Genomic DNA, 20,488 nt, shown 5'->3' on the forward strand with positions numbered 1-20,488 from the left:
CATGCCCGTCATCAAAATCCTGCCCCACCCCGAGTACTGCCCACAAGGCGCGCAGATCACCGCCCCTGCGGGCACCAGCATCTGCGAGGCCCTGCTCGACAACCACATCAACATCGAACACGCTTGCGACATGAGCGCCGCCTGCACCACCTGCCATGTGGTGGTGCGTGAGGGCTTCAACACCCTCAACGAGATGGAAGAAACTGAGGAAGACCTGCTCGACCGCGCCTGGGGCCTGGAGCCGAACTCGCGCTTGAGCTGTCAGGCCTTTGTGGCCAAGAATGATCTGGTGATCGAGATCCCGCGCTACACCATCAACCACGCCAAAGAAAACCACTGAACAGACGGAGCGGGAAGACATGCGCCAAATCGTTCTGGACACCGAAACCACAGGCCTGTCGGCCGAAGGCGGTGACCGCATCATCGAGCTGGGCTGTGTGGAGCTGTACGCGCGCAAGCTCACCGGCAACAACCTGCATTTCTATTTCAACCCCGAGCGCGACAGCCACGAAGACGCGCTCAAGGTGCACGGCATCAGCAACGAATTTTTGCGCGACAAGCCCAGGTTTGCCGAATTGGCCGAAGAAATTCTGGACTACCTGAGCGATGCCGAACTCATCATCCACAACGCGGCTTTTGACATTGGCTTTTTGAACAAAGAGCTCGAGCGTGTGGGCAAGAAGCCACTCAAGGCCTACGTCAGCAACGTGATCGACACCTTGGCCATGGCCAAGGAGATGTTCCCGGGTAAGCGCAACAGCCTGGATGCCTTGTGCGACCGTCTGGAAGTGGACAACTCGGGCCGCACGCTGCACGGCGCTTTGCTCGATGCCGAGCTGCTGGCTGACGTCTACATCAACATGACGCGCGGGCAAGAGGCTTTGTTGATTGATGCGGGCGATACGCCCAGCGATTCGCAAAGTGTGGTGGTGCAAGTGGATTTGCGCCAATACGCTTTGCCCATCTTGTCGGCCAATGCACAAGAGGTGGCGGCGCACGAAGACGTGCTGTCTCAGCTCGACAAATCCAGCGGTGGCAAAACCGTTTGGCGTCAGATACAAGCCGCTTGAGGGCGCTGCGAAGGATCCATTTTTTGCGCGCTCGGGCCAATTCGGCGGTATTTTTATGCCATAATTCAGGTCTTCGCTGATAAGCGTAGGGCGGTTAGCTCAGGGGTAGAGCACTGCATTCACACTGCAGGGGTCACAAGTTCGAAACTTGTACTGCCCACCAAAAATTCCCGATTAAAAAAGCACTTGAGAGAAATCCCAAGTGCTTTTTTGTTTTGTCAGGCCTTTTTCGCTTCGGTTGAATTCGTCTGGACGCCAGTGGCCCAGTTGCAGTAAGCTACAAGGTTTTCCACGTAACTTGTTGTCGTTCATGGACAGTCCGCTTCCCTCCATTCCAGCCAAACGCTATTTCACCATCGGTGAAGTGGGCGAATTGTGCGGTGTCAAGCCGCACGTTTTGCGCTATTGGGAGCAGGAGTTCACGCAGTTGCGGCCAGTCAAACGCAGGGGCAACCGCCGTTATTACCAGCACCATGAAGTGTTGATGATCCGGCGCATCCGTGACTTGCTTTATGACCAAGGCTTCACCATCAGCGGTGCACGCAACCGGTTGCAGGAGTTGGTCCAGACGGACCGTCAGCTGCGGCGCGATGCCTCCGGTGGCTTTGAGGCTGCCGACACACCCGGCCGCTCAGATGCGTTGCTTCATCCTTCGGTAGATCAATTGATCTCGATGGGCCCCGAATTTTCCGTTCCCGAGTTCGCTTCCTCACCGCTGCACAAGGAACTGCTAGAAATTAGAGCCTTGCTGACCATTGGGGCCTGATTTATCCGGTTATAATTTGAAGCTTGTCGGCGTGTAGCGCAGCCTGGTAGCGCACTTGCATGGGGTGCAAGGGGTCGCGAGTTCGAATCCCGCCACGCCGACCATTTGATCTGAAAAAGGCTTCTGACTAGTGATAGTTAGAAGCCTTTTTTCATGGGTGTAACCGAAAAACGGCTTGCGAAGCCTATCTTTGAATCATCATTGTTGACGGCGACCGTGGAGATCAAGACAGGTCAAAAGTCCGTGCTGGAATACCTGTTCCGGCCTTTGCAAAACGTGACTCAGGCACTGCGTGAGCGGTGATATATGTATTTTGTGGCCTTTTTTATTCTTAAAACATGAGGCCAAGTCTTGAATCGATGAAAATGTTGACCGAGACTCCCCAAATAGGGATGTTCTTCGCAGGGTTTGCCACCTAGTATTGGCAAGTTTGATGATTTTCATAATTCCAAAATGAGCCTATCTGCACGCGGCCATGTCTACGTTGTCGATGACAATCCTGACATCCGTTTCTATTTGACTGATTTGCTGCGGCAGATGGGCTACAGCATTGAGGGCTATGACAGCGCGCAGGCGTTCTTGCAGCAGTCGTTTGACATGTTCCCTGCGGTGTTGGTGCTGGATGTGCGCATGCCCCAAATGTCTGGCATCGAGTTGCAGGAAAAGATGAAAACGCTGGGGCGTCACACGCCTATCATCTTCATCAGCGGCGAAAGCCATTCCGAAGAAATCATCCGGGCCATGAAGGGCCAGCCGATCGAATTTTTGTGGAAGCCTTTTCAGATCCAGGACCTGATCGACGCCATTGAACGGGGCCTCGCGATCGACACCCTGAACCGACAAGCCTTCATTCAAAAAAATGAGATACGCCGTAAATGGCAGACCTTGAGTTCGCGTGAACGTGCGGTGTTCACTTTGATGCTGGAGGGTCACACCAACAAGGGCATCTCCGAGCGTTTGGATATCTTGCCCGATACGGCCAAAAAACACCGTGCCAATGTTTTGCAGAAGATGGAAACACCGCAGCTGTCCGACTTGCTGGCCTTGTGCAAAGGCCTCGATCCGAAAGTGTTGGAGCCATGAACGCAACCTGGGAACCCTGGTCTGAAGAGGAAGCCGCTGAGTTGCAAAAGCTCAGGCTGCAAGCGCATTTGGACAGTTCCCGTTTCGCCATTGAAAACGCGATTTCGCACACCCAGTTGCTGCAGCTCGAAAACGGGGGTGATACCTTGTTTTATTCCCCAGCCATCAAGGCGCATGTGGGGCGCAAACTGATCAAGAAATTGCAGGCACGGTCCGAGGCGTCGGACACGCACAACCGGTTCTGAGCAAACCGTTGGCACCTGGGTGGGATAGACGAAGACCGCGCAAGTGTTCGGCCCAAAGAAAAAGCCTCTGCACGTAAGTGCAGAGGCTTGTCTTTTTTGGCTCCTCAACCTGGGCTCGAACCAGGGACCTACGGATTAACAGTCCGGCGCTCTACCGACTGAGCTATTGAGGAATAGCTTTGAATTATAGAGTGATTTTGAGGCTGTTTTGAGAGGGGCGGCAAGATTTTTTAAAAATCTTGCCGCTGTGTTTCAGAAGCTGGCTTTGACACCCACGCGCACGGTTCGAGGCGCACCGGGATACAGGTAGTAGTGGCCAAACTGCTTGGGCGATTCGCGCCAGTAACGACGGTCTGCCAGGTTGTCGATGGCCAAGGTCCATTCGGTGCGGGTGCCTTGGATGCGGGTGTCGTAATGCGTGGCCAAGTCCACGGTGGTCCAGTTGGGCAACTGGATGCTGCCGTCTTCGGTCACGCGTCGCGATCCTTCGTGGTTCAGGCGCAAGCTGCTGCGCAAACCGGGGATGTCGGTGAAACGGTACTGGGCCATGGCGCGCAGGGTGTATTTGGGCACGTTGAGGGCTCGTTGGCCATTGACTGTGGTGTCGATCACGGCGTTCTGGCGCAGCGCTTCAATCCAGGCCGCGCCCATGCCGAGTGTCAAGGGGCCTTGTGTGGTGCCTGCCGCCAGTTCAAGGCCGCGATGTCGGGCTTCCCCATTGATCTTGCGTGTGCAGGTGTCGGCTTCGTCGCATGCACCAGCATCACCGGATTGTGGACGCGTGATGTCGAATATGCTGGCTTGCCAGTGGGTGCGTGTCCATTGGCCCTTGATACCTAATTCGTATTGCTTGCTGCGCAGTGCGGGTAGAGCCTGGCCGGCGTTGGTGTAACGGCTGCGGTTGGGCGTGATGTCGGTTTCAATGCCTTCACCGTAACTGCCGTACACCAGATAGGCCGGGGTGACCTGGTGGGTCAGGGCCAACCAGGGGGTGTTGAAGCTGCGCTCGTCCTGCACGGCGCGGCTGCCGTCGGTGCGCACGCTGGCGCGATTCAGCCGCGTGTGCCGCATACCCAGCCAGAGCGCTGTGTTGGCGCTCAGCGTGACTCGGTCCTTCAGTGCGATTTCGGTGGTGTATTCGCTGCGGTTGGTGTTCAGATCCCTCGGCGTAGGTTGTGCTTCAGGGCTGTCGGACGTGCCGTCGATGTTGCCAGTGCCCGCGAAGTTGTAGGCCTGCATATCCGACAGACGGTCCAGCAGGCGGCTGCGCATCACGCTCACACTGACATCATGGCGCAGGTCTGCCAGGCGAATCTGGCCGCTGAGCTCGGTTTGCAGGGCATCGCTGGAACGGCGCTCGTTGTCGCTGCGGTAGTCGTACAGGTCAAAGCCGCCGTTGCTGCAGTATTTGTCGCCCAGCCAGTCGCCACTGGGCAAGGTGCAGCCAAAGGCAAAGCTCACACGGTCATCGGTGCGCAGGCGCTGAGCCCCGTATTGTGTGGTCCACAACCAGCCGCCGTCCAGGTTCTGCTTGAAGCGCAAGGTGCCAGTGGTGCCGACAAACACACCGGGTACCGACCAGGTTTGACGTGTGATGTTTCGGGTGCCATCCACTACCGCGGGCAGGGTGGGCACGCCATTCAGAGGATCTGCGGCATTAGCCAACAGGCTGTAGCCGTTCACGCCGAATTGTTGTCGTTCGCTGCGCTCGATTTCCCACTCCAGCTTGCTGTCGGGGCTGATGCGCCAGTCCATGGCCAGTGCGAACAGTTTGCGGTGGCCTTCGGTGTTCTGGATGTAGGGATTCAGGTTTTCATAAGCCGCGTTGAAGCGGTAGCCCAAGGCTTGGTCTTGACCAAAGCGCCCACCCAGGTCCAGGCCCGTGCTGCTGCTTTGGCCTGGGCCATAGCTGGCGCTGACCGAGCGGATGGTCTCGTCCTTGGCCGAAGGGGGGCGCTTGACCACATAGTTGACCAAGCCGCCTGGTGCGCTCGTGCCAGCCTGGATGCCGCTGGTGCCCTTGAACAGCTCGATGCGTTCCTTGTTGTCCATGGGGATCATGGTCTCGGCCGAGATCGGCAGGCCTTCTCGACGGTAGTTGTAGCGGTTGTCCAAGGTGTAGCCGCGCACGCTCAGCATGTCCCAGTAAGCCGGTGAGTTGTAGCTGTCGGCCACGCTGGCGTCCAGGCGCAGGGCGTCGGACACCCGTTGTGCCCCGATGTCCTGCAGCGTTTGCTGGTCGATGGTGACCGCACTGAAAGGCGCTTTGCTCAAGGGCACATCACCAAAGCCGCTGACCTGCGAAGGGGCCGTGTCGGTGATGGTGATTTCGGTCAGGCTTTGTGCATGGCCGCTGCCCAGTGTCAGCAGCGCAACGGCGCTGGCGATGTGGCTGGCGCGACATGTGAAACGGCCAGATGTCCGGCGAGAAAATGGCGAAAAAAATGCCATGACGTTTTTCCTTCAACGTAATGGCAGGTCGGCTGACTGGGAACGCGACGTGCCCGTGAGAAGGGCACCGTTCTTTTGACAAGCTTCCCTGCGCGAGGATTACCTCAATCAGGTTCAAAGGGACTTTCTCAGTCGAAGACCTCACGGCCTTCAACACCCCTAGCGGATGCGCCACAGGGGAGTGACGCGGTGTGGATTCTATGCGATGCCCAGACGTTGGTGCAGCAGCGTCGACGTTGTCGTGTACTGAAGCAGGGTTTTTTCTTCGGGGCGCAGCAGGGCCACGGCGCCGAACGCGGCCAGGGTGGCTTCGTGGAAACCGCAGAGGATCAGCTTCTTTTTGCCAGGGTAGGTGTTGATGTCACCCACTGCAAAAATGCCAGGCTCTGATGTGCCGAAGTTTTCGGTGTTCACCGTTAATTGCTTGCGTTCCATGGCCAGGCCCCATTGCGCCACGGGACCGAGCTTGGGCGACAGGCCCAGGCAGGTTTGCAGCACATCGAGAGTGAGCCACTCGGTTTCACCTTGCGGGTTGAGCAGTTCGAGCGCTTGCAGTCGGCCCGCTTCTGCACGCAAGCCGGTGGGCTGGCCCGCCACAAAGCGCATCTGGCCTTGGGCGCAGGCTTGCCGCATTTGATCGATCAGTTCAGGGGCTGCGCTGAACTGATCGCGTCGGTGCAGCAGGGTCACGCTGGCGGCCGCTTGCGGAACTGCTATCGCGCTCAGGCAGGTTTGCAAGGCGGTGTCGCCGTCTCCGGCGACGACAAGGTGTCGCCCGGCCCAGCGCTCGGGCGTGGGGTGTTCGGCAAACACCTGTGTGCCTTCGAAAGCCGTCAGACCTTCGAGCGCCATGCGGCGCGGCACAAAGGCGCCCACGCCCGCAGCAATGAACAAGGTGGTGGTGTGAAAGGTCTGGCCTGCGCTGGTGCTCACCTTCAGACGCTGATCGGGCAGTCGCTCAATGTGGTCGACTTGTTGGGCCAGGTGCTGGGTGGCCTGGAACGGCGCGATTTGCTGCTGCAAGCGCTCGACCAACTCATGGCCAGTACAAAAAGGGATGCCGGGGATGTCGTAAATCGGCTTGGGGCCGTACAGCTCGGCGCATTGCCCGCCGACATGGGGCAAGGCATCGACCACATGGCAGTGAATGCCTTGCAGGCCGAGCTGGAAAATCTGAAAGAGGCCGACGGGGCCTGCGCCAATGACCAGCGCTTCGGTGTCGATGGGGGCGGTCATGGTGCAGAGTTCACAAAGAAAGGACCAAGGGCTTGGCCCTTGGGGCTTAACGGATCAGTTCAGACAGTTTGCCGGTCTTGTCTTTCCACTCTTCGGCGGTGGGCAGGGGGGCCTTGCGCTTGGTGATGCTCTTCCAGCCAGGCAGCAAGGCCAGCTCGGCGTTGATTTGGGTCATGTGCTGCTGGTCGGCCGGCAAGTCTTCCTCGGCATAGATGGCGTTCACGGGGCATTCGGGGATGCACACGGCGCAATCAATGCACTCATCGGGGTCGATGGTCAGAAAGTTGGGGCCTTCACGGAAGCAATCCACAGGGCAAACGTCCACACAGTCGGTGTATTTGCACTGGATACAGGATTCGGAAACAACGTGGGTCATGATGGACTCGGAAAATGGGGCTGCGCGTTCGAATTGGCGCGGAACCGTGGATTTTAAAGGAGATCGGTTGACCTCTGTGGGGGCGAGCCCCTGCTAGCGAAAGGGAAAACAGCGAACCCAGGATGTGGCTGATGCGGGCTGGTTTGTCGGGGCTAAAGCCGCCGACCTACGACATGATTTGTAGGTCGGCGGCTTTAGCCCCGACATCAAGTCCCTCAGTTCACCAACACAGCGCCAGATGTCTTGTGGCTGGCCGTGTCCACCAGCACCAGCGCGCCCAGAATGCGCGACTGGGCAAAGGGCAGCGTGACCAGCGGCTCCTGCAGGGCCAGGGTCACATGGCCAATGGCGTTGGGGGCCAGCTCAGTGGCCTCTTCTTCGGCCAGGGTGTTCACGTTCAGGCGGTGCACCACGCGCTGCACTTTGGCCTTGACCCAGCGGTGGCCGTGCAGTGCCCAGTACACACGACCCGCCACCAAGGGCTCGTCGTCCATCCAGGCGATGGTGGTACTCAGCTGGCGTTGGCCTTCTGGCGCGCCTTCGGCAGCCAAGAGCCAGTCACCACGCGACACGTCCACCTCGCGGTCCAGCACGATGCCCGCGCTGTGGCCAGCGGTTTTGCCCTGCGGCTGTCGGGTGGCGCTCAACACTTGGGACACCACGGCGGTCTGGCCGCTGGGGAAGACCTGGATGGTCTGGCCCGGCGCGATGCTGCCGGTGGCCACACGGCCCCAGAACACGCGGCGGCCCTGGGTGGTCACGCCGGAGTCATGGAACTTCTCGACCCACTGCACCGGGAAGCTGAAGGCCACATCGGTCTCGGCTGGCGTGACCGGCAGGTCTTCGAGGATGCTCAGCAGGCTTGGGCCGGAGTAACCGCACCAGTCGGGCTGGTCATTGTTTTCTGTGGTCACCACGTTCCAGCCCTTGAGGGCCGACACAGGCACCATGGCCGTGACGGTGATGCCCGCTTCTTTGGCGAACTTTTCCAGGGCACCCGCGATGTTCTTGTAGGCCACGGCGGCATCGGCCACCGCGTCGAGCTTGTTGATGGCGAACACGATGGATGGCACGCGCAGCAGATTGACCAGCAGCGAGTGGCGGCGGGTTTGTGGCAGCAGTTGCAGGTCGGGGTTGGCCCAGTCGAGTTTGATGGCATCGACCAGCACCACAGCGGCGTCGGCGCTCGATGCGGCCGTGACCATGTTGCGGGTGTACTGCTCGTGGCCGGGGGCGTCACCAATGATGAACTTGCGCGCGGAGGTAGCGAAGTAGCGGTAGGCCACGTCGATGGTGATGCCTTGCTCGCGCTCGGCGCTCAAGCCGTCCGTCAGCAGGGCCAGGTCGGTCTCACCCGAGCGCTGCACGCCCGCCAGGTGGTCTTGCAGCACGGCCTTGGTGTCCACCAGCAGGCGGCCAATCAGCGTGCTCTTGCCGTCGTCGACCGAGCCGCAGGTGATGAATTTGAGGGCAGAAAAGTGTTGTTCGTTGTGCATGGTTCGTGTTTCTTTGGTGTTCTGTAGGGGCGGCATCTTTGTGGGAGCGAGCCCCTGCTCGCGAATGGTGACGCTCCGTGAGCGCCCATTCGGCCGCAGGGGCGGCCTCCTACAGGGGATGGATCAGCGATGGGTCAGAAGTAGCCATCCTTCTTGCGCTTCTCCATCGAAGCCTCGGACGTCTTGTCGTCCATGCGGGTCGCGCCGCGCTCGCTCACATCGGCAGCCAGCGTCTCGATCACGATCTGCTCGGGCGTGGCCGCATCGCTTTCGACCGGGCAGGTACAGGTGATGTCGCCCACGGTGCGAAAACGCACGTCACGGATTTCGACCTTTTCGCCGTCTTTGGGCGGGGTCAGCTCGGTCACGGGCACCAACAGGCCACGGCGGTCCACCACCTCGCGCTTGTGGGTGTAGTAGATCGAGGGCAGGGCGATGTTTTCGCGGGCGATGTACTGCCACACGTCCAGCTCGGTCCAGTTGCTGATCGGGAACACGCGGAAGTGCTCACCTGGATGGATGCGGGTGTTGAACAGCGTCCACAGCTCGGGCCGCTGGGCCTTGGGCTGCCACTGGCCAAAGCTGTCGCGGTGCGAAAAGATGCGCTCCTTGGCGCGGGCTTTTTCTTCGTCACGGCGGGCGCCGCCGATCAGGGCGTCAAAGCGGAACTCTTCGATGGCTTCGAGCAGCGTGACCGACTGGTGCACGTTGCGGCTCTCGCCCGGGTGGGCCAGGCGCACGGTGCCGCGCTTCATCGAGTCCTCGACGCTGCGCACGATGAGCTCAGCCCCCAATTCCTTGGCGCGCAAGTCGCGGAAGTCGGTCACTTCCTTGAAATTGTGGCCGGTGTCGATCATGAGCAGCGGGTAGGGGATGCGGCCGCTACCGGAGGGGCTTGTTTTGCCTCCAAAAGCTTTCTCGGCGCACTTGAGCATCACCAGCGAGTCCTTGCCGCCTGAAAACAGCAAGGTGGGGCGCTCGAAGGCGGCGGCGACTTCGCGCAGGATGAAGATGGTTTCTTCTTCCAGTGCGTCCAGGTGGCTGTTGCTCAGGGTGTGCAACTCGGTTTGTGTCATGGCGTTCATGGTCGTTGTTGGTTTGTTCGTATTCAATTTGTCATTCCCGCACTGTCCATTCGTCATCCCCGCGAAGGCGGGGATCCAAAATCGGAGGCATGGATCCCCGCCTTCGCGGGGATGACATTCAAGAGGCATGTCATTCAAGAGGCATGTCATTCAAGAGGCATGGCATTCAAGAGGCATGGCATTCAAGAGGCATGTCATTCAAGAGGCATGGCATTCAAGAGGCATGGCATTCAAGGGGGCATGGCATAACAGGGACATCAGTTCTTGACGTGCAGCCCGCATTCCTTGGCCGCTTCGTCTTCCCACCACCAGCGCCCGGCGCGGAACTCCTCGCCCAGGCTGATGGCGCGGGTGCAAGGGGCGCAGCCGATGCTTGGGAAGAACTGGTCGTGCAGCGGGTTGTAGTCCACGTTGTGGGTGGCGATGTAGTGCCACACATCGCCCCAGGTCCAGCGGGCCAGCGGGTTGAATTTGTACAGCGACTTGGTGGCCACTTCGCTCTCGTCGAGCAGCGGCACCTCGGCGCGGGCCGCAGATTGTTCCTGGCGCAAACCCGTGATCCAGGCTTTTTGGCCTTGGAGTGCCCGGCCCAGCGGTTCCATCTTGCGGATGCCGCAGCATGCCTTGCGCAGTTCGATGCTCTGGTAGATCGCGTCCTGGCCTTTGTCCCGCACGAACTGGATGACCGATTCGTGCACCGGGCGGAAGACGTTGATCGGCGCACGCGAATGCGCCTGGGTGCGTTCCAGCAGGGCCAGGGTTTCGGTGTGCAGCGCGCCGGTTTCCAACACAAAGACCGGGATGTCGAGTTGCAGGCTGTTGATGAGGTGCGTGATCACCACATCTTCGGCGCCCAGACTGGAGGCTTGGGTCAGGGGGGCGAATTCGGCCGCAGCGCGGCGCAGCAGCGCCTGGGTCTCGGCCAGTTTGGCGGCAAAGTCAGGGCTGGCTTGGGCGTGAAGCTCGGTGGCTTTGGCCGGGGCGCTGCGGGAGGAAATCAAGGAAGAGGTCATGGTCTCGTGTTCTTCTGTGGGAGGCTGCCCCTGCGGCCGAATGCGTGCAATGGCTCCGGCTGACATTCGCGCGCAGGGGCGCGCTCCCACAAAGCCATTTCAGGCGGCTTTGGCGAATGGGGGTTGTGTATCGACTGCCGAGCCTTGGTAGAAACCGGCATAGCGGTCCAGCTGGCGCTGGGCGGCGCTGGCGTCCACGCCATCTTTGAGCACGGCCACGTCAAAGCCCGTGCGCCTCATCTGCACCAGCTGGTCGATCAGCACGTCGCCTGTGGCGCGCAGTTCGCCCGCAAAGCGCAGGCGGCGGCGCAGCAAAAAGGCCTGGCTGTAAGCGCGGCCATCGGTGAAGGCCGGGAAGTGCAGGTCGATGCGGGTGACGCCGTTCAGGTCGAGCGTGCGCGGGTCCACATCGTTAGCCAGCGAGAGGACGGCTGGCGATTCAACGGCTTGGTGTTCTTGTGCGGTGATGATTTTCATGTGTGGTCGTGGACTGTTTGGGCTTGTGGGAGCGCGCCCCTGCGCGCGAATGGATCATTCGGCCGCAGGGGCGGCCTCCTACAGGAGTGTTCAGGCAGTTTGTTCCTCAGCCGGATGGCGGGCTGCATGGGCCGCGGCCTTGAACGGGTCGTGTCCCACGCGGCGCAGCGTCTCGATGAAGGCTTCCTGCTTGCCGTGGCCGGTGCTCACGCGCAGCTGCTTGTAGGTGTCCAAAATCGATTCGATCACGTCAGGCACTTCAAACGAAGAGAACGACGGGCCCACCACCTTGCCGGGTGTGGCCGCGCCGGACAGGTCCTTGCCGTCCGAGCCGCCCAGCGTGACCTGGTACCACTCCTTGCCGTCTTTATCGACCCCCAAAATGCCGATGTGGCCCGAATGGTGGTGACCGCAGGAGTTGATGCAGCCGCTGATGTGGAAGTCGATGTGGCCCAGGTCTTCGAGTTCGTCCAGGTCCTGGTAGCGCTCGGTGATGGCGCTGGCCGTGGGGATGGAGCGGGCATTGGCCAGCGCGCAGTAGTCGCCGCCGGGGCAGGCGATCATGTCTGTCAAAAGGCCGATGTTGGGCTGGGCCACGCCCAGCGCCTTGGCTTCGAGCCAGAGCGCGTGCAGCTGGTCTAGGCGCACCCAGGGCAGCAGCAGGTTTTGCGTGTGCGAGACACGGGCTTCGCCAGCCGAATATTTCTCGACCAAAGCGGCGGCGGCGTCCAGTTGATCGGCGGTGGCATCACCTGGCGCATAACCCGGACGCTTGAAGGACAGCGACACGGCGCGCAGCAGCGGGTTGCGGTGCGGGCGCACGTTGCGTGCCAGCCAGCGGGCAAAGGCGGGGGTCTTGGCCGCTTCAATGCCGATGGCTGCTTCGGCCTGGGCGAGCCAAGCATTGAAATTCGGGTCGGTGCTCTCGGGCAAGTTCAGGGTGGGGTCCACAAAACCGGCTTTCACGCGGTCAAGCTCGGCCTGCGGCAGGGTGTGTGGCGCGCCATCGCGCTCGAGGATTTCGCGGAACTCGGTTTCGACTTCGTCAAAGTAGCGCTGGCCTTCGGCCTTGACCAGGATCTTGATGCGGGCCTTGTACTTGTTGTCGCGGCGGCCCCAGCGGTTGTAGACGCGCACCACGGCTTCGAGGTAATTCATGATGTCCTGCCAGGGCAGGAACTCTCGGATCACCACGCCATTCACCGGGGTGCGGCCCATGCCGCCGCCCACCAGCACCTTGAAGCCGACTTCGCCCGCGTCATTCTTGAGCACTTGCAGGCCCACGTCGTGCCAGCCAATCGCGGCGCGGTCTTCCACGGCACCATGGATGGCGATCTTGAACTTGCGCGGCAGGTGCGCAAACTCGGGGTGCAGCGTGCTCCACTGGCGGATCAGCTCGGCATACGGCCGCGGATCGACCACTTCGTCCACGGCCACACCGGCCAGTTCGTCCGTGGTGGTGTTGCGGATGCAGTTGCCGCTGGTCTGGATGCCGTGCATGTTCACGGTGGCCAGCAGGTCCATCACGTCGGCCGATTTGTCCAGCGGGATCCAATTGAACTGCACGTTTTGGCGCGTGGTGAAGTGGCCGTAGTTGGTCGTGAGCTTGGGGGCCAGGCCAGCGATCTTGTCTTGGGTGGCCTGCGCTTCGGCCAGCAAGGCGGCGTCGGGCGTGTCGTATTCGCGGGCGATTCGGGCCAGCACCTTGATTTGGGCGGCGTTGATTTCGCCGTAGGGCACGGCCACGCGCAGCATGGGGGCGTAGCGCTGCACATACCAGCCGTTTTGCAGGCGCAGCGGGCGAAACTGGTCTTCGGTCAATTGACCCGTCTGCCAACGACCCAGCTGGTCGCGGAACTCTGCAGCGCGGGCGCGCACAAAGGCTTTGTCGAATTCGGTGTACTGGTACATAAAGGAGCGGTGGAAAAAATCAGATCAGAACGAGCTTGGTCCCTGCCCATGCCAGCAGCACGGACAGCAGTGAGCGGATCACGCGGTCAGGCGTGTGGTGGGTCAGGCGCGAGCCCAGCCAGATGCCGGGCAGTGAGCCCGCCAGCAGCTTGGCCAGCAAGGGCCAGTCGACCGAGCCGAGCGACGCATGGCCCAGGCCCGCCACCAAAGTGAGCGGCACGGCGTAAGCAATGTCGGCCGCCACGATGCGGGGCAGCGGCAGCATGGGGTACAGCAACAGCAGCACAGTGACGCCAATCGCGCCCGCGCCCACCGAGGTGAGGGTGACCAAGGTCCCGATCAAGGCGCCAAACACCACGGGCAAACTCCAGTGGCGGGGCGTGTTGGCCTGGGCTTCATCGGCGGCGGCCAACTGGCGGGGCAGCTGTTTGCCGCGCACCGCCTTGTAGAGCATGGCCATGGCCGTCAGCAGCAGTGCCACGCCCAAAGTGGTGGTCATCAGCGCCTGAACCGCTGCAGAGGCTGGGCCGACCCAGTGCAAAAAGCCCAAAGTGGCCAGACAGGCCGGGATGCTGCCTGCGCTGAGCAAGCCCACCACGCGCCAAGGCACGATGCGCTGGCGGGCAAAGCTCACGGTGCCGCCCAGCTTGGTGAAAGCCGCAAACAGCAGGTCGGTGCCGACGGCCATGTAGGGCTTGACGCCGAAAAAGAAGATCAACAAGGGCGTCATGAGCGAGCCACCGCCCACCCCCGTCAGGCCCACGATGGTGCCGACGAAAAAACCTGCAAAGACATAGCCCAAATCAACCATGGGCGAGACTGTAAGGGGGCTTTATGCTGAAACAAACGATTTTTTAGTTGGGTATATATGCTGGGTGCTTATAAGAAGTGGCTGCATGCATGTTGAGTGGGGGCTGTGCCTTCGTTGTGGATGGATACCCGCATGCGCGGGTATGACAAAGCAAGATCGGGTGCAGGGCCACCGGGGGATGCCCGGGTTTTGTGTGTCCTCTCTGCGACAGGGTAAAAATCGGCTGGTACAGTCACGCCTTTCCACCTTAACCCTAGGACTATTTTTATGAACCGCCTTATCGCCACGGGCCTGCTGACCGCAGCCGCCATGTCGCCCGTTTTTGCCCAGGCCCTCATCAAAATCGGGGAAATCAACAGCTATTCCGCCATCCCGCAGTTCACCCAGCCCTACAAGCAAGGCTGGCAGCTGGCGGTCGAAGAAATCAACGCCCAAGGCGGCTTGCTCGGCCGCAAGGTCGAAGTCATCGCCCGCGATGACGCGGGCAAGCCCGAGGAGGCTCTGCGCCACGCCATCGAGCTGACGTCCAAAGAAAAAGTGGACGTGCTGGCCGGGGGCTTTTTGTCCAATGTGGGCCTGGCCCTGGCCGACCACGCCGCCAAGAACAAGCGCCTGTTTGTGGCGAGTGAGCCGCTGACCGACGCCATCGTCTGGGACAAGGGCAACCGCTACACCTTCCGCCTGCGCCCCAGCACCTACATGCAATCGGCCATGCTGGTCGAAGAAGCGGCCAAGATGCCCGCCAAGCGCTGGGCCACCATCGCGCCCAACTACGAATATGGGCAAAGCGCTGTGGCCAGCTTCAAGGAACTGCTCAAGGCCAAGCGCCCCGATGTGGAATTTGTGAGCGAGCAGTGGCCCGCCCAGGGCAAGATCGACGCGGGCAGCACATTGACCGCCACCATGGCCAGCAAACCCGACGCCATCTTCAACGTGACCTTTGGCGCCGACCTGGCCAAGCTGGTGCGCGAAGGCAACCAGCGCAACGTCTTCCCCAAGACGCCTGTGGTGTCGCTGCTGTCCGGCGAGCCCGAGTACCTGGAAGTGCTGAAGGACGAAACGCCCAAGGGCTGGATCGTGACCGGCTACCCCTGGGACCAGCTGGACAACAAAGAACACGCCAGCTTTGCCGCCAACTATTACAAGAAGTTCAACGAGAACCCCAAGGTCGGCTCGGTCGTGGGCTATGCCACCATGCAGGCCATCTTTGCGGCCATCAAGAAAGCCAACACCACCGACAACGAGAAGCTGGTCACCGCCATGCGTGGCCTGAAATTCAGCACGCCCTTCGGTCAGGCCGAGTTCCGCGCCATTGACCAGCAATCCACCATGGGCGCTTATGTCGGCAAGCTCGACCAGCGCGGCGGCAAAGGCACCATGGTCCAGTGGCGCTATGCCGATGGCAAAAACTACCAGCCGACCGACGCGTATGTGAAATCTCGCCGCCCGGCCGAGGCCATTCGCTGAAACCCGTTCACCCGGCCCGGGCGCGATGCCCTATGCTGTGAATTCCCCTACCGAGCGCAAGCCCTGCCCATGAAGGACACCCCGTTCCACGATCCCGACCAACTCATGCTGGCCCAGGCCGATGCCGGGCTGGTGCTGGTGGACCCGGCCAGTGGCCGCATTGAAGGCCTGAACCCGGCGTGGCCCCAGTGGCTGGGGCGGTCCAAGGCCTCTTTGCAAGGCGCCGTGTTTTGGGAAGAAGGGGGCTGGCAGCAACCCGATGTGGTGCGCACGCTGGTGTCCTTGACCAGTCTGCCATTGGCCATGCCGCCCATGGCCGTCACGGGCATGACCCAGGACCAGCAAAGCCTGTCGCTGGTCATGAGTGCCCGGTCGGTGAACTTGGCCGACCGTCGGCTGGTGTTGTGCACCTTGGTGCGCAGCAGTTTGGCGCAAGCCATGTCGATTTCTTCTTCCGTGGCCGAAACCGCCCTCATGGGGGTGGTGCAGGCCTTGATCACGGTGCTGGAGGTGCACGACCCGGACTCGATTGGGCACCAAAGGCGCGTGGCCGATCTGGCCGGCACCTTGGCCAGAAAGCTGCAGTGGGCGCCCGACGAGGTCGAGTCGGTGGTTTTGGCGGCGCTGATCCATGACCTGGGCATGGTCACGGTGCCCGCGCGGGTTCTGGGCAAAACCGAACTCTTGTCGCAGGGCGAGGTCAAGCAAATCCAGAAGCATGTGTCGACAGGTCTGGACATGCTCAAACACATCGAATTCGCGGGCCCAGTCAAAGCCCTGATCGCGCAGCACCACGAACGCATCGACGGCAGTGGCTACCCGCTGGGCCTCAAGGGCGAGGATGTGTTGCGCGGCGCCCAGATCATTGGCATGGCCGACATGCTGGACGCCATGACGCGCGACCGCCCCTACCAGAGCGCACAAACCATGGACCAGGCCTTGCAGGTCTTGCTGGTGTCATCGGATGTGCTGTTCGATGCCGACCTGGTGCAGGCCTGTGTGGCCTTGTTTGTCCAGGACGGCTACCGCTTCCCAGGGCCCTGACCCGGCCCGGAAGTCTTAAGCAGGCTCCAGGTGCGAGGGCAGCTGCAGGATGTCCGCCAAAGGCATGGGGCGTGCAAACAGGAAGCCCTGGGCCTTGTTGCAGCCCAGGCCCAGCAGCACATCGCGCTGGAAGAAAGTCTCCACACCTTCGACGGTGACCTCCATGTGCAAGGCACGGGCCAGGGCCAAAACAGCCTGGATGATCTTCACCGTGTTGGGGTCTTGCACTGACCAGACAAAGGAGCTGTCGATCTTGAGTTTGCGGATCGGCAGTTGGCCCAGCCGCGCGAGGGAGGAATAGCCCTTGCCGAAATCGTCGATGGCGATTTCGATGCCCAGCCCGATCAGCAGTTCAAGCTGCAAATTGGCGTCTTCCATGCCCTGGATCAGCTCGGTTTCTGTCACCTCCATCACCAGACCTTCGAAGCTGCTGCATTTGGCGTCGATGCAGTTCGTCAGGATGCGGAAAATCCGGCGGTTGCTCAATTGCTTGGCCGAGACGTTGAACGCCACCTTGGCTTCGGGAAAGCGCTCGTGCAGCGGCTTGAGGTCGTCCACGATCTGGCACAGCATGACCTCGGTCAGCGGGTCGATCAGGCCCATGTTTTCAGCGATGGGGATGAACTCGCCGGGGGACACGGGGCCCAGCTCGGGGTCGTCCCAGCGGGCCAGGGCCTCAAAGCCACGCACCCGGCCATCGCGCAGCTGCACCTCGGGCTGGTAGTGCGGGCGGATCAGGCGCCCCTGCAGGGCCTCGGCCAGGCGGGCCTCGATGCGGTGACGACGCGTCAGGCGCAAGATGATGTCGTTGTTCAGCCAGGTCACGCGCGCACGCCCGGCTTCCTTGGACGACTGCAAGGCCGAATCGGCCAGCACCAGCAGCTCGTTGAGGGTTTGCGCGTGGTCGGGGTAGACCACCGCACCCACCGAAAACGAGGCCTGTGTCAGCACGCCGCCGGGCAGCTCGATGCGGTGCGTGACCGTCTGCATCGAGTCGTTGAGCTTTTGCTGCATGCCAGCGACGTTGTCCTGCATGTACAAAATCGCGATGAACTCGTCGCCTGAGCGGCGGCACAAGAAATGCGGCTGGGGCAAAAAGCGCGACAGGTTTTGTGCGATCTGCACGATCACCTGATCGCCTTGCTCATGGCCGTAGCTGTCGTTGATCAGTTTCAGGTGGTCCAGGTCGATGAACAACAGGGCAAAGCGGTGGGCGTGCGCGTTGTCGGGCCTGAGCTGGGTGTGCATCAATTCCGCAAAAGCGCGGTAGTTGGGCAGGCCGGTCAGCGGGTCCTTGTAACTCAGATCGCGCAGCCGGTCTTCGGCCAGTTTGAGGGCGCTGATGTCCGAGAAGATGGCCACATTGCCCAGGCTTTGCTGCTGCTCGTCAAACAGCGCCGACACGGCCAGCATGACCGGGATGGGGCGCTGATCGCGCGTGAGGAAGAAGGTCTCGCCACGCCACTCGCCGTGCTGGCGCACCGCCTCCCCGATGTTCACGCCTTCGTGTGAAGTTTCCTGCAGCCGGTAGAGCAGGCCAGCGGGCTGGCCAATCAGTTCTTCGCGCGGGTAGCCGGTCATGCGCAGCAAGGCGGCGTTGACGTCGGCAATGCGCCCTTGGTCGTTGGTGATCAAAATGGCTTCAGCAGCGGTCTCGAACACCCGCGACGACACCAGCAGCTTTTGTCCGATGGCCCGCTGGCGCAGCACGATGGCTTGCACCGCATCGAACACGGCCGTGATCTCATCGCCCTCGTTGTCGTGGAAGACGGGGGCCACGCCGTCGGTGGCCAACTTGGAGGTCACTTGCACCAGCGCATCGAGCCGGTCGGTCAGGTCTTTGGCAAATCCCTCAGCCCAGCGGCCCAGACGCCGGTACAGCCAGCCACCGCTGGCCAGAGTCAAGGCCACCGCCAGGAAAGCCACCAGCAGCCTTTGCCACATGGGCAAGGTCACCTCGACGTAAAGCACCATCTCTTGCTGCTCGAAAAGGATGGGCACCGGGCTGTAAGTCGTCAGCCAAGAGCCGATGCCTGCGGTCGGGGGCGGTGTCAGGCTGTAGTTCAGCCCCAGGCTGTCGGGCAAACCCAGACTGGTCAACTCCCGGGTCAGGTTGATGCTGCTGAGCAAAATGCCCAGTGGGCTGTCCGAAAAGGGGGCGATCACGGGCAAGGAAAACAGCAGCAACTGGCCTTGGTCAGACGCATAGAGCTGAACCTGGGGCCGGGCCTGTTCGATGGTGCGCGTGATCGCTGCGCTGTCCAGCCGTGGTCGCTGGCTGGAGGTCGGGCTCAAGATGAAGTCACGCCCCCGGTAATCCAGCAAATCAATCTGGTGGTGCGGGTTGCGGTTCATCTTGGCCAGCAAGGGCTCCAGATAGGCTTCGCGCCCGGCCGAATCGGTCAGGCCCGTCCAGACCACCGAAGAGTTGCCCACCGAGTCGGCCTCGCGCACGATGGCCGACAGCTCGGCCGACAGCTTGGTGGCGATCAGCGCCCGGTACTGCTGCAGTTCGCTGCGGTTGAAATAACTCACGCTGGCCAACGTGAGCAAGAAAATCAGCCCAGTGAAACCCAGCACATAAGTGCCCAAAATCCGAAGCAATCGGTCGGTGATTTGCTCGCGCAGCGAAACCGAATGCAGCGGGGCGGGGTGGTTCATGGGGTGGGGGTGAGTGTGCCGTCGGGCCCAACGCGAACGAACAGGACCTGGCTGGCGTCCAAAGCGTCGTGGCGCGTCGCCGTGAAGGCGGGCTTGTAGTCTCGCACAGCGCCGGAGAAAGGGGGCAATTTTTCGAGGGCATCGCGCACACGGCTGCCTTGGGTGCTGCGGGCACGCTCAACCGCCAGGGCCAGCAAATGCACGGTGTCGTAGGCGTGTGCTGCACCCACTGGGCTCGGAATGGCGCTGACTGTTTTGTAGGGGCTGTGCGTGTGAATCCATTGGGCCAGCGCTTTGGCACGGGGCCGCTGGTTTTGCATGAAGCTGAAGGTCTGGATCACGTCAAAGGGCACCTGGCCCAGCGCCGGGCCCACCATCTCGTGCAGCAGCCCGCCCACAGTGCCCCAGTGCGCGACCACCGGCAGACGTTTGTCGGCGGGCAGGGCGGCCATCTCTTTGAGCAAGATGGTCGCTTCCTTTTCATTGCCCACAAACATCAAGGCCTGGCCCTGGTTATCGAGGCAGCGGCGGTAGTCTTCGGCAAATGTGGTGTCACCCCAGTTGTACCAACGCACCACGCCAAAGTTGAGTTTGTAGCGGGTGGCTTTGGACTTGATCACCGCGTCGGCCGAACGGCCCCAGGAGGTGTTGGGCAAAAAGGCGCACACCTGCGAGGCTTTGTAGGTGTTGGCCATGCGGCGCATCATGGCCTCGACGCCCCAGTCGTCCTTGAGCGAGACCCGGAAGGTGTAAGAAGGGCGGTAGGGGTGGTCGGTGATGCCGTCGGCCGAACCCCAAACGCTGATCAGCGGTACCTTGAGTCGGTGGGCTTCGGGCAGCACCTCAACGCTGATGGGGCTGTACTTGCCGCCCAACACCGCCACCATGTCTTTCATCTGGGCCAGTTCGGCGTAATTGTCTTTGCCACGTGCCGTGACGCCTTTGTTGTCGGTCGTCACCAGCTGCAGGGGCCGCCCGCCCAGCACGCCGCCTGCCCGGTTGATGTCGTCGATGGCCGCACGCGCGCCCAGTTCGATGGCGATGGGCGCGGTGTTGGTTTTCTGGCCATAAGCCCCATCAAACCCGATGAGGACCGGGGCCTTGTTGTTGGGCGTGCCCTGCGCAGCGGCCCCTGTGGGCATGATGGCTGCACAGCACAACAAAACGCCGAGCCAAGGGTGAAGGTGGGGTTGCATGGCCTCAATCAAAAATGAAAAAGTTAACGATTCAATGCAATTTTATGGGTGTTGATGCTTACAAGACTTATGTTGTTAGCAAATTTACTGAATTTAGAAC

The 20,488-nt window shown here is 61.2% G+C and carries 19 protein-coding genes, 3 tRNA genes and 1 riboswitch; of the genes, 10 read left to right on the forward strand and 12 right to left on the reverse strand.

The window, feature by feature from the left end:
• Position 1: 1 nt before the first annotated feature.
• The 8 genes from fdx (at position 2) to ACZ5RT_RS08440 (ending at position 3,164) form a co-directional block, all read left to right on the forward strand.
• The gene (gene fdx / locus ACZ5RT_RS08405) at positions 2–340 is read left to right on the forward strand and encodes an ISC system 2Fe-2S type ferredoxin (protein WP_422172337.1); all 339 of its coding nucleotides are present in this window, start codon (positions 2–4) and stop codon (positions 338–340) included.
• A 19-nt stretch (positions 341–359) separates the two neighbouring features.
• Positions 360–1,070 carry a DNA polymerase III subunit epsilon gene (gene dnaQ, locus ACZ5RT_RS08410; protein ID WP_464452159.1) on the forward strand — a complete coding sequence of 237 codons (711 nt, stop codon included), beginning with the start codon at positions 360–362 and terminating at the stop codon, positions 1,068–1,070.
• An 88-nt stretch (positions 1,071–1,158) separates the two neighbouring features.
• Positions 1,159–1,233 (forward strand) — tRNA-Val (locus ACZ5RT_RS08415).
• A gap of 147 nt (positions 1,234–1,380) precedes the next feature.
• Complete coding sequence (locus ACZ5RT_RS08420; protein WP_464452160.1) at positions 1,381–1,836, forward strand: MerR family transcriptional regulator; 456 nt, start codon at positions 1,381–1,383, stop codon at positions 1,834–1,836.
• Between the two features lie 27 nt (positions 1,837–1,863).
• Positions 1,864–1,940 (forward strand) — tRNA-Pro (locus tag ACZ5RT_RS08425).
• A 49-nt stretch (positions 1,941–1,989) separates the two neighbouring features.
• A complete protein-coding gene (locus ACZ5RT_RS08430) occupies positions 1,990–2,139 on the forward strand; it encodes a hypothetical protein (protein ID WP_464452161.1) in 150 nt (49 codons plus the stop codon).
• Between the two features lie 150 nt (positions 2,140–2,289).
• Positions 2,290–2,919: a response regulator transcription factor gene (locus ACZ5RT_RS08435; protein ID WP_464452162.1), complete on the forward strand. Its 630-nt coding sequence runs from the start codon at positions 2,290–2,292 to the stop codon at positions 2,917–2,919.
• Entirely contained in the window at positions 2,916–3,164 is a 249-nt protein-coding gene (locus ACZ5RT_RS08440; protein ID WP_464452163.1) for a hypothetical protein, read from the forward strand. The genes ACZ5RT_RS08435 and ACZ5RT_RS08440 overlap by 4 nt, the downstream gene beginning before the upstream one ends.
• Before the next feature lie 97 nt (positions 3,165–3,261).
• On the opposite strand, the gene ACZ5RT_RS08445 is transcribed toward ACZ5RT_RS08440, so the two are convergent.
• The 10 genes from ACZ5RT_RS08445 to ACZ5RT_RS08490 form a co-directional block, all read right to left on the reverse strand.
• Positions 3,262–3,337 (reverse strand) — tRNA-Asn (locus ACZ5RT_RS08445).
• Positions 3,338–3,416: 79 nt separating this feature from the next.
• Positions 3,417–5,615, reverse strand: a complete 2,199-nt coding sequence (locus tag ACZ5RT_RS08450; RefSeq protein ID WP_464452164.1) for a TonB-dependent siderophore receptor — start codon at positions 5,613–5,615, stop codon at positions 3,417–3,419.
• Between the two features lie 68 nt (positions 5,616–5,683).
• A riboswitch (TPP riboswitch) is annotated at positions 5,684–5,786 on the reverse strand.
• A 27-nt stretch (positions 5,787–5,813) separates the two neighbouring features.
• Positions 5,814–6,851 carry an NAD(P)/FAD-dependent oxidoreductase gene (locus tag ACZ5RT_RS08455; RefSeq protein WP_464452165.1) on the reverse strand — a complete coding sequence of 346 codons (1,038 nt, stop codon included), beginning with the start codon at positions 6,849–6,851 and terminating at the stop codon, positions 5,814–5,816.
• Positions 6,852–6,897: 46 nt separating this feature from the next.
• Complete coding sequence (gene fdxA, locus ACZ5RT_RS08460) at positions 6,898–7,227, reverse strand: ferredoxin FdxA (protein ID WP_108427888.1); 330 nt, start codon at positions 7,225–7,227, stop codon at positions 6,898–6,900.
• 215 nt (positions 7,228–7,442) lie between these two features.
• Positions 7,443–8,723: a sulfate adenylyltransferase subunit 1 gene (locus ACZ5RT_RS08465; RefSeq protein WP_422169784.1), complete on the reverse strand. Its 1,281-nt coding sequence runs from the start codon at positions 8,721–8,723 to the stop codon at positions 7,443–7,445.
• Positions 8,724–8,857: 134 nt separating this feature from the next.
• Positions 8,858–9,808 (reverse strand): sulfate adenylyltransferase subunit CysD, encoded by a 951-nt coding sequence (cysD, locus tag ACZ5RT_RS08470; RefSeq protein WP_291928448.1) that lies wholly within the window; start codon positions 9,806–9,808, stop codon positions 8,858–8,860.
• 257 nt (positions 9,809–10,065) lie between these two features.
• Positions 10,066–10,821: a phosphoadenylyl-sulfate reductase gene (locus tag ACZ5RT_RS08475; RefSeq protein ID WP_464452166.1), complete on the reverse strand. Its 756-nt coding sequence runs from the start codon at positions 10,819–10,821 to the stop codon at positions 10,066–10,068.
• Positions 10,822–10,920: 99 nt separating this feature from the next.
• Positions 10,921–11,298: a DUF934 domain-containing protein gene (locus tag ACZ5RT_RS08480; RefSeq protein ID WP_108427890.1), complete on the reverse strand. Its 378-nt coding sequence runs from the start codon at positions 11,296–11,298 to the stop codon at positions 10,921–10,923.
• Between the two features lie 90 nt (positions 11,299–11,388).
• Positions 11,389–13,209 (reverse strand): nitrite/sulfite reductase, encoded by a 1,821-nt coding sequence (locus tag ACZ5RT_RS08485; protein ID WP_464452167.1) that lies wholly within the window; start codon positions 13,207–13,209, stop codon positions 11,389–11,391.
• 19 nt (positions 13,210–13,228) lie between these two features.
• Positions 13,229–14,020, reverse strand: a complete 792-nt coding sequence (locus ACZ5RT_RS08490) for a sulfite exporter TauE/SafE family protein (protein ID WP_291928437.1) — start codon at positions 14,018–14,020, stop codon at positions 13,229–13,231.
• 267 nt (positions 14,021–14,287) lie between these two features.
• On the opposite strand from ACZ5RT_RS08490, the gene ACZ5RT_RS08495 reads away from it, so the two are divergent.
• Positions 14,288–15,487, forward strand: a complete 1,200-nt coding sequence (locus ACZ5RT_RS08495) for an ABC transporter substrate-binding protein (protein WP_464452168.1) — start codon at positions 14,288–14,290, stop codon at positions 15,485–15,487.
• Positions 15,488–15,556: 69 nt separating this feature from the next.
• A complete protein-coding gene (locus tag ACZ5RT_RS08500) occupies positions 15,557–16,531 on the forward strand; it encodes an HD-GYP domain-containing protein (protein ID WP_464452169.1) in 975 nt (324 codons plus the stop codon).
• A gap of 15 nt (positions 16,532–16,546) precedes the next feature.
• On the opposite strand, the gene ACZ5RT_RS08505 is transcribed toward ACZ5RT_RS08500, so the two are convergent.
• Together ACZ5RT_RS08505 and ACZ5RT_RS08510 are read right to left on the reverse strand one after the other, a co-directional pair.
• Complete coding sequence (locus tag ACZ5RT_RS08505; protein WP_464452170.1) at positions 16,547–19,192, reverse strand: putative bifunctional diguanylate cyclase/phosphodiesterase; 2,646 nt, start codon at positions 19,190–19,192, stop codon at positions 16,547–16,549.
• On the reverse strand, positions 19,189–20,388 hold the full coding sequence (locus ACZ5RT_RS08510) for an ABC transporter substrate-binding protein (RefSeq protein ID WP_464452171.1): 1,200 nt from the start codon (positions 20,386–20,388) through the stop codon (positions 19,189–19,191). Before ACZ5RT_RS08510 ends, ACZ5RT_RS08505 begins: the two co-directional genes overlap by 4 nt.
• Between the last annotated feature and the right edge of the window lie 100 nt (positions 20,389–20,488).

The organism is Limnohabitans sp. TEGF003, from assembly GCF_055395455.1.

What these genes read in the sequence shown, in the direction of transcription:
- fdx (WP_422172337.1), top strand. Translation starts at nt 2, where the DNA reads ATGCCCGTCATCAAAATCCTGCCCCACCCCGAGTACTGCCCACAAGGC.
- dnaQ (WP_464452159.1), top strand. Translation starts at nt 360, where the DNA reads ATGCGCCAAATCGTTCTGGACACCGAAACCACAGGCCTGTCGGCCGAA.
- ACZ5RT_RS08420 (WP_464452160.1), top strand. Translation starts at nt 1,381, where the DNA reads ATGGACAGTCCGCTTCCCTCCATTCCAGCCAAACGCTATTTCACCATC.
- ACZ5RT_RS08430 (WP_464452161.1), top strand. Translation starts at nt 1,990, where the DNA reads ATGGGTGTAACCGAAAAACGGCTTGCGAAGCCTATCTTTGAATCATCA.
- ACZ5RT_RS08435 (WP_464452162.1), top strand. Translation starts at nt 2,290, where the DNA reads ATGAGCCTATCTGCACGCGGCCATGTCTACGTTGTCGATGACAATCCT.
- ACZ5RT_RS08440 (WP_464452163.1), top strand. Translation starts at nt 2,916, where the DNA reads ATGAACGCAACCTGGGAACCCTGGTCTGAAGAGGAAGCCGCTGAGTTG.
- ACZ5RT_RS08450 (WP_464452164.1), bottom strand. Translation starts at nt 5,615, where the DNA reads ATGGCATTTTTTTCGCCATTTTCTCGCCGGACATCTGGCCGTTTCACA.
- ACZ5RT_RS08455 (WP_464452165.1), bottom strand. Translation starts at nt 6,851, where the DNA reads ATGACCGCCCCCATCGACACCGAAGCGCTGGTCATTGGCGCAGGCCCC.
- fdxA (WP_108427888.1), bottom strand. Translation starts at nt 7,227, where the DNA reads ATGACCCACGTTGTTTCCGAATCCTGTATCCAGTGCAAATACACCGAC.
- ACZ5RT_RS08465 (WP_422169784.1), bottom strand. Translation starts at nt 8,723, where the DNA reads ATGCACAACGAACAACACTTTTCTGCCCTCAAATTCATCACCTGCGGC.
- cysD (WP_291928448.1), bottom strand. Translation starts at nt 9,808, where the DNA reads ATGAACGCCATGACACAAACCGAGTTGCACACCCTGAGCAACAGCCAC.
- ACZ5RT_RS08475 (WP_464452166.1), bottom strand. Translation starts at nt 10,821, where the DNA reads ATGACCTCTTCCTTGATTTCCTCCCGCAGCGCCCCGGCCAAAGCCACC.
- ACZ5RT_RS08480 (WP_108427890.1), bottom strand. Translation starts at nt 11,298, where the DNA reads ATGAAAATCATCACCGCACAAGAACACCAAGCCGTTGAATCGCCAGCC.
- ACZ5RT_RS08485 (WP_464452167.1), bottom strand. Translation starts at nt 13,209, where the DNA reads ATGTACCAGTACACCGAATTCGACAAAGCCTTTGTGCGCGCCCGCGCT.
- ACZ5RT_RS08490 (WP_291928437.1), bottom strand. Translation starts at nt 14,020, where the DNA reads ATGGTTGATTTGGGCTATGTCTTTGCAGGTTTTTTCGTCGGCACCATC.
- ACZ5RT_RS08495 (WP_464452168.1), top strand. Translation starts at nt 14,288, where the DNA reads ATGAACCGCCTTATCGCCACGGGCCTGCTGACCGCAGCCGCCATGTCG.
- ACZ5RT_RS08500 (WP_464452169.1), top strand. Translation starts at nt 15,557, where the DNA reads ATGAAGGACACCCCGTTCCACGATCCCGACCAACTCATGCTGGCCCAG.
- ACZ5RT_RS08505 (WP_464452170.1), bottom strand. Translation starts at nt 19,192, where the DNA reads ATGAACCACCCCGCCCCGCTGCATTCGGTTTCGCTGCGCGAGCAAATC.
- ACZ5RT_RS08510 (WP_464452171.1), bottom strand. Translation starts at nt 20,388, where the DNA reads ATGCAACCCCACCTTCACCCTTGGCTCGGCGTTTTGTTGTGCTGTGCA.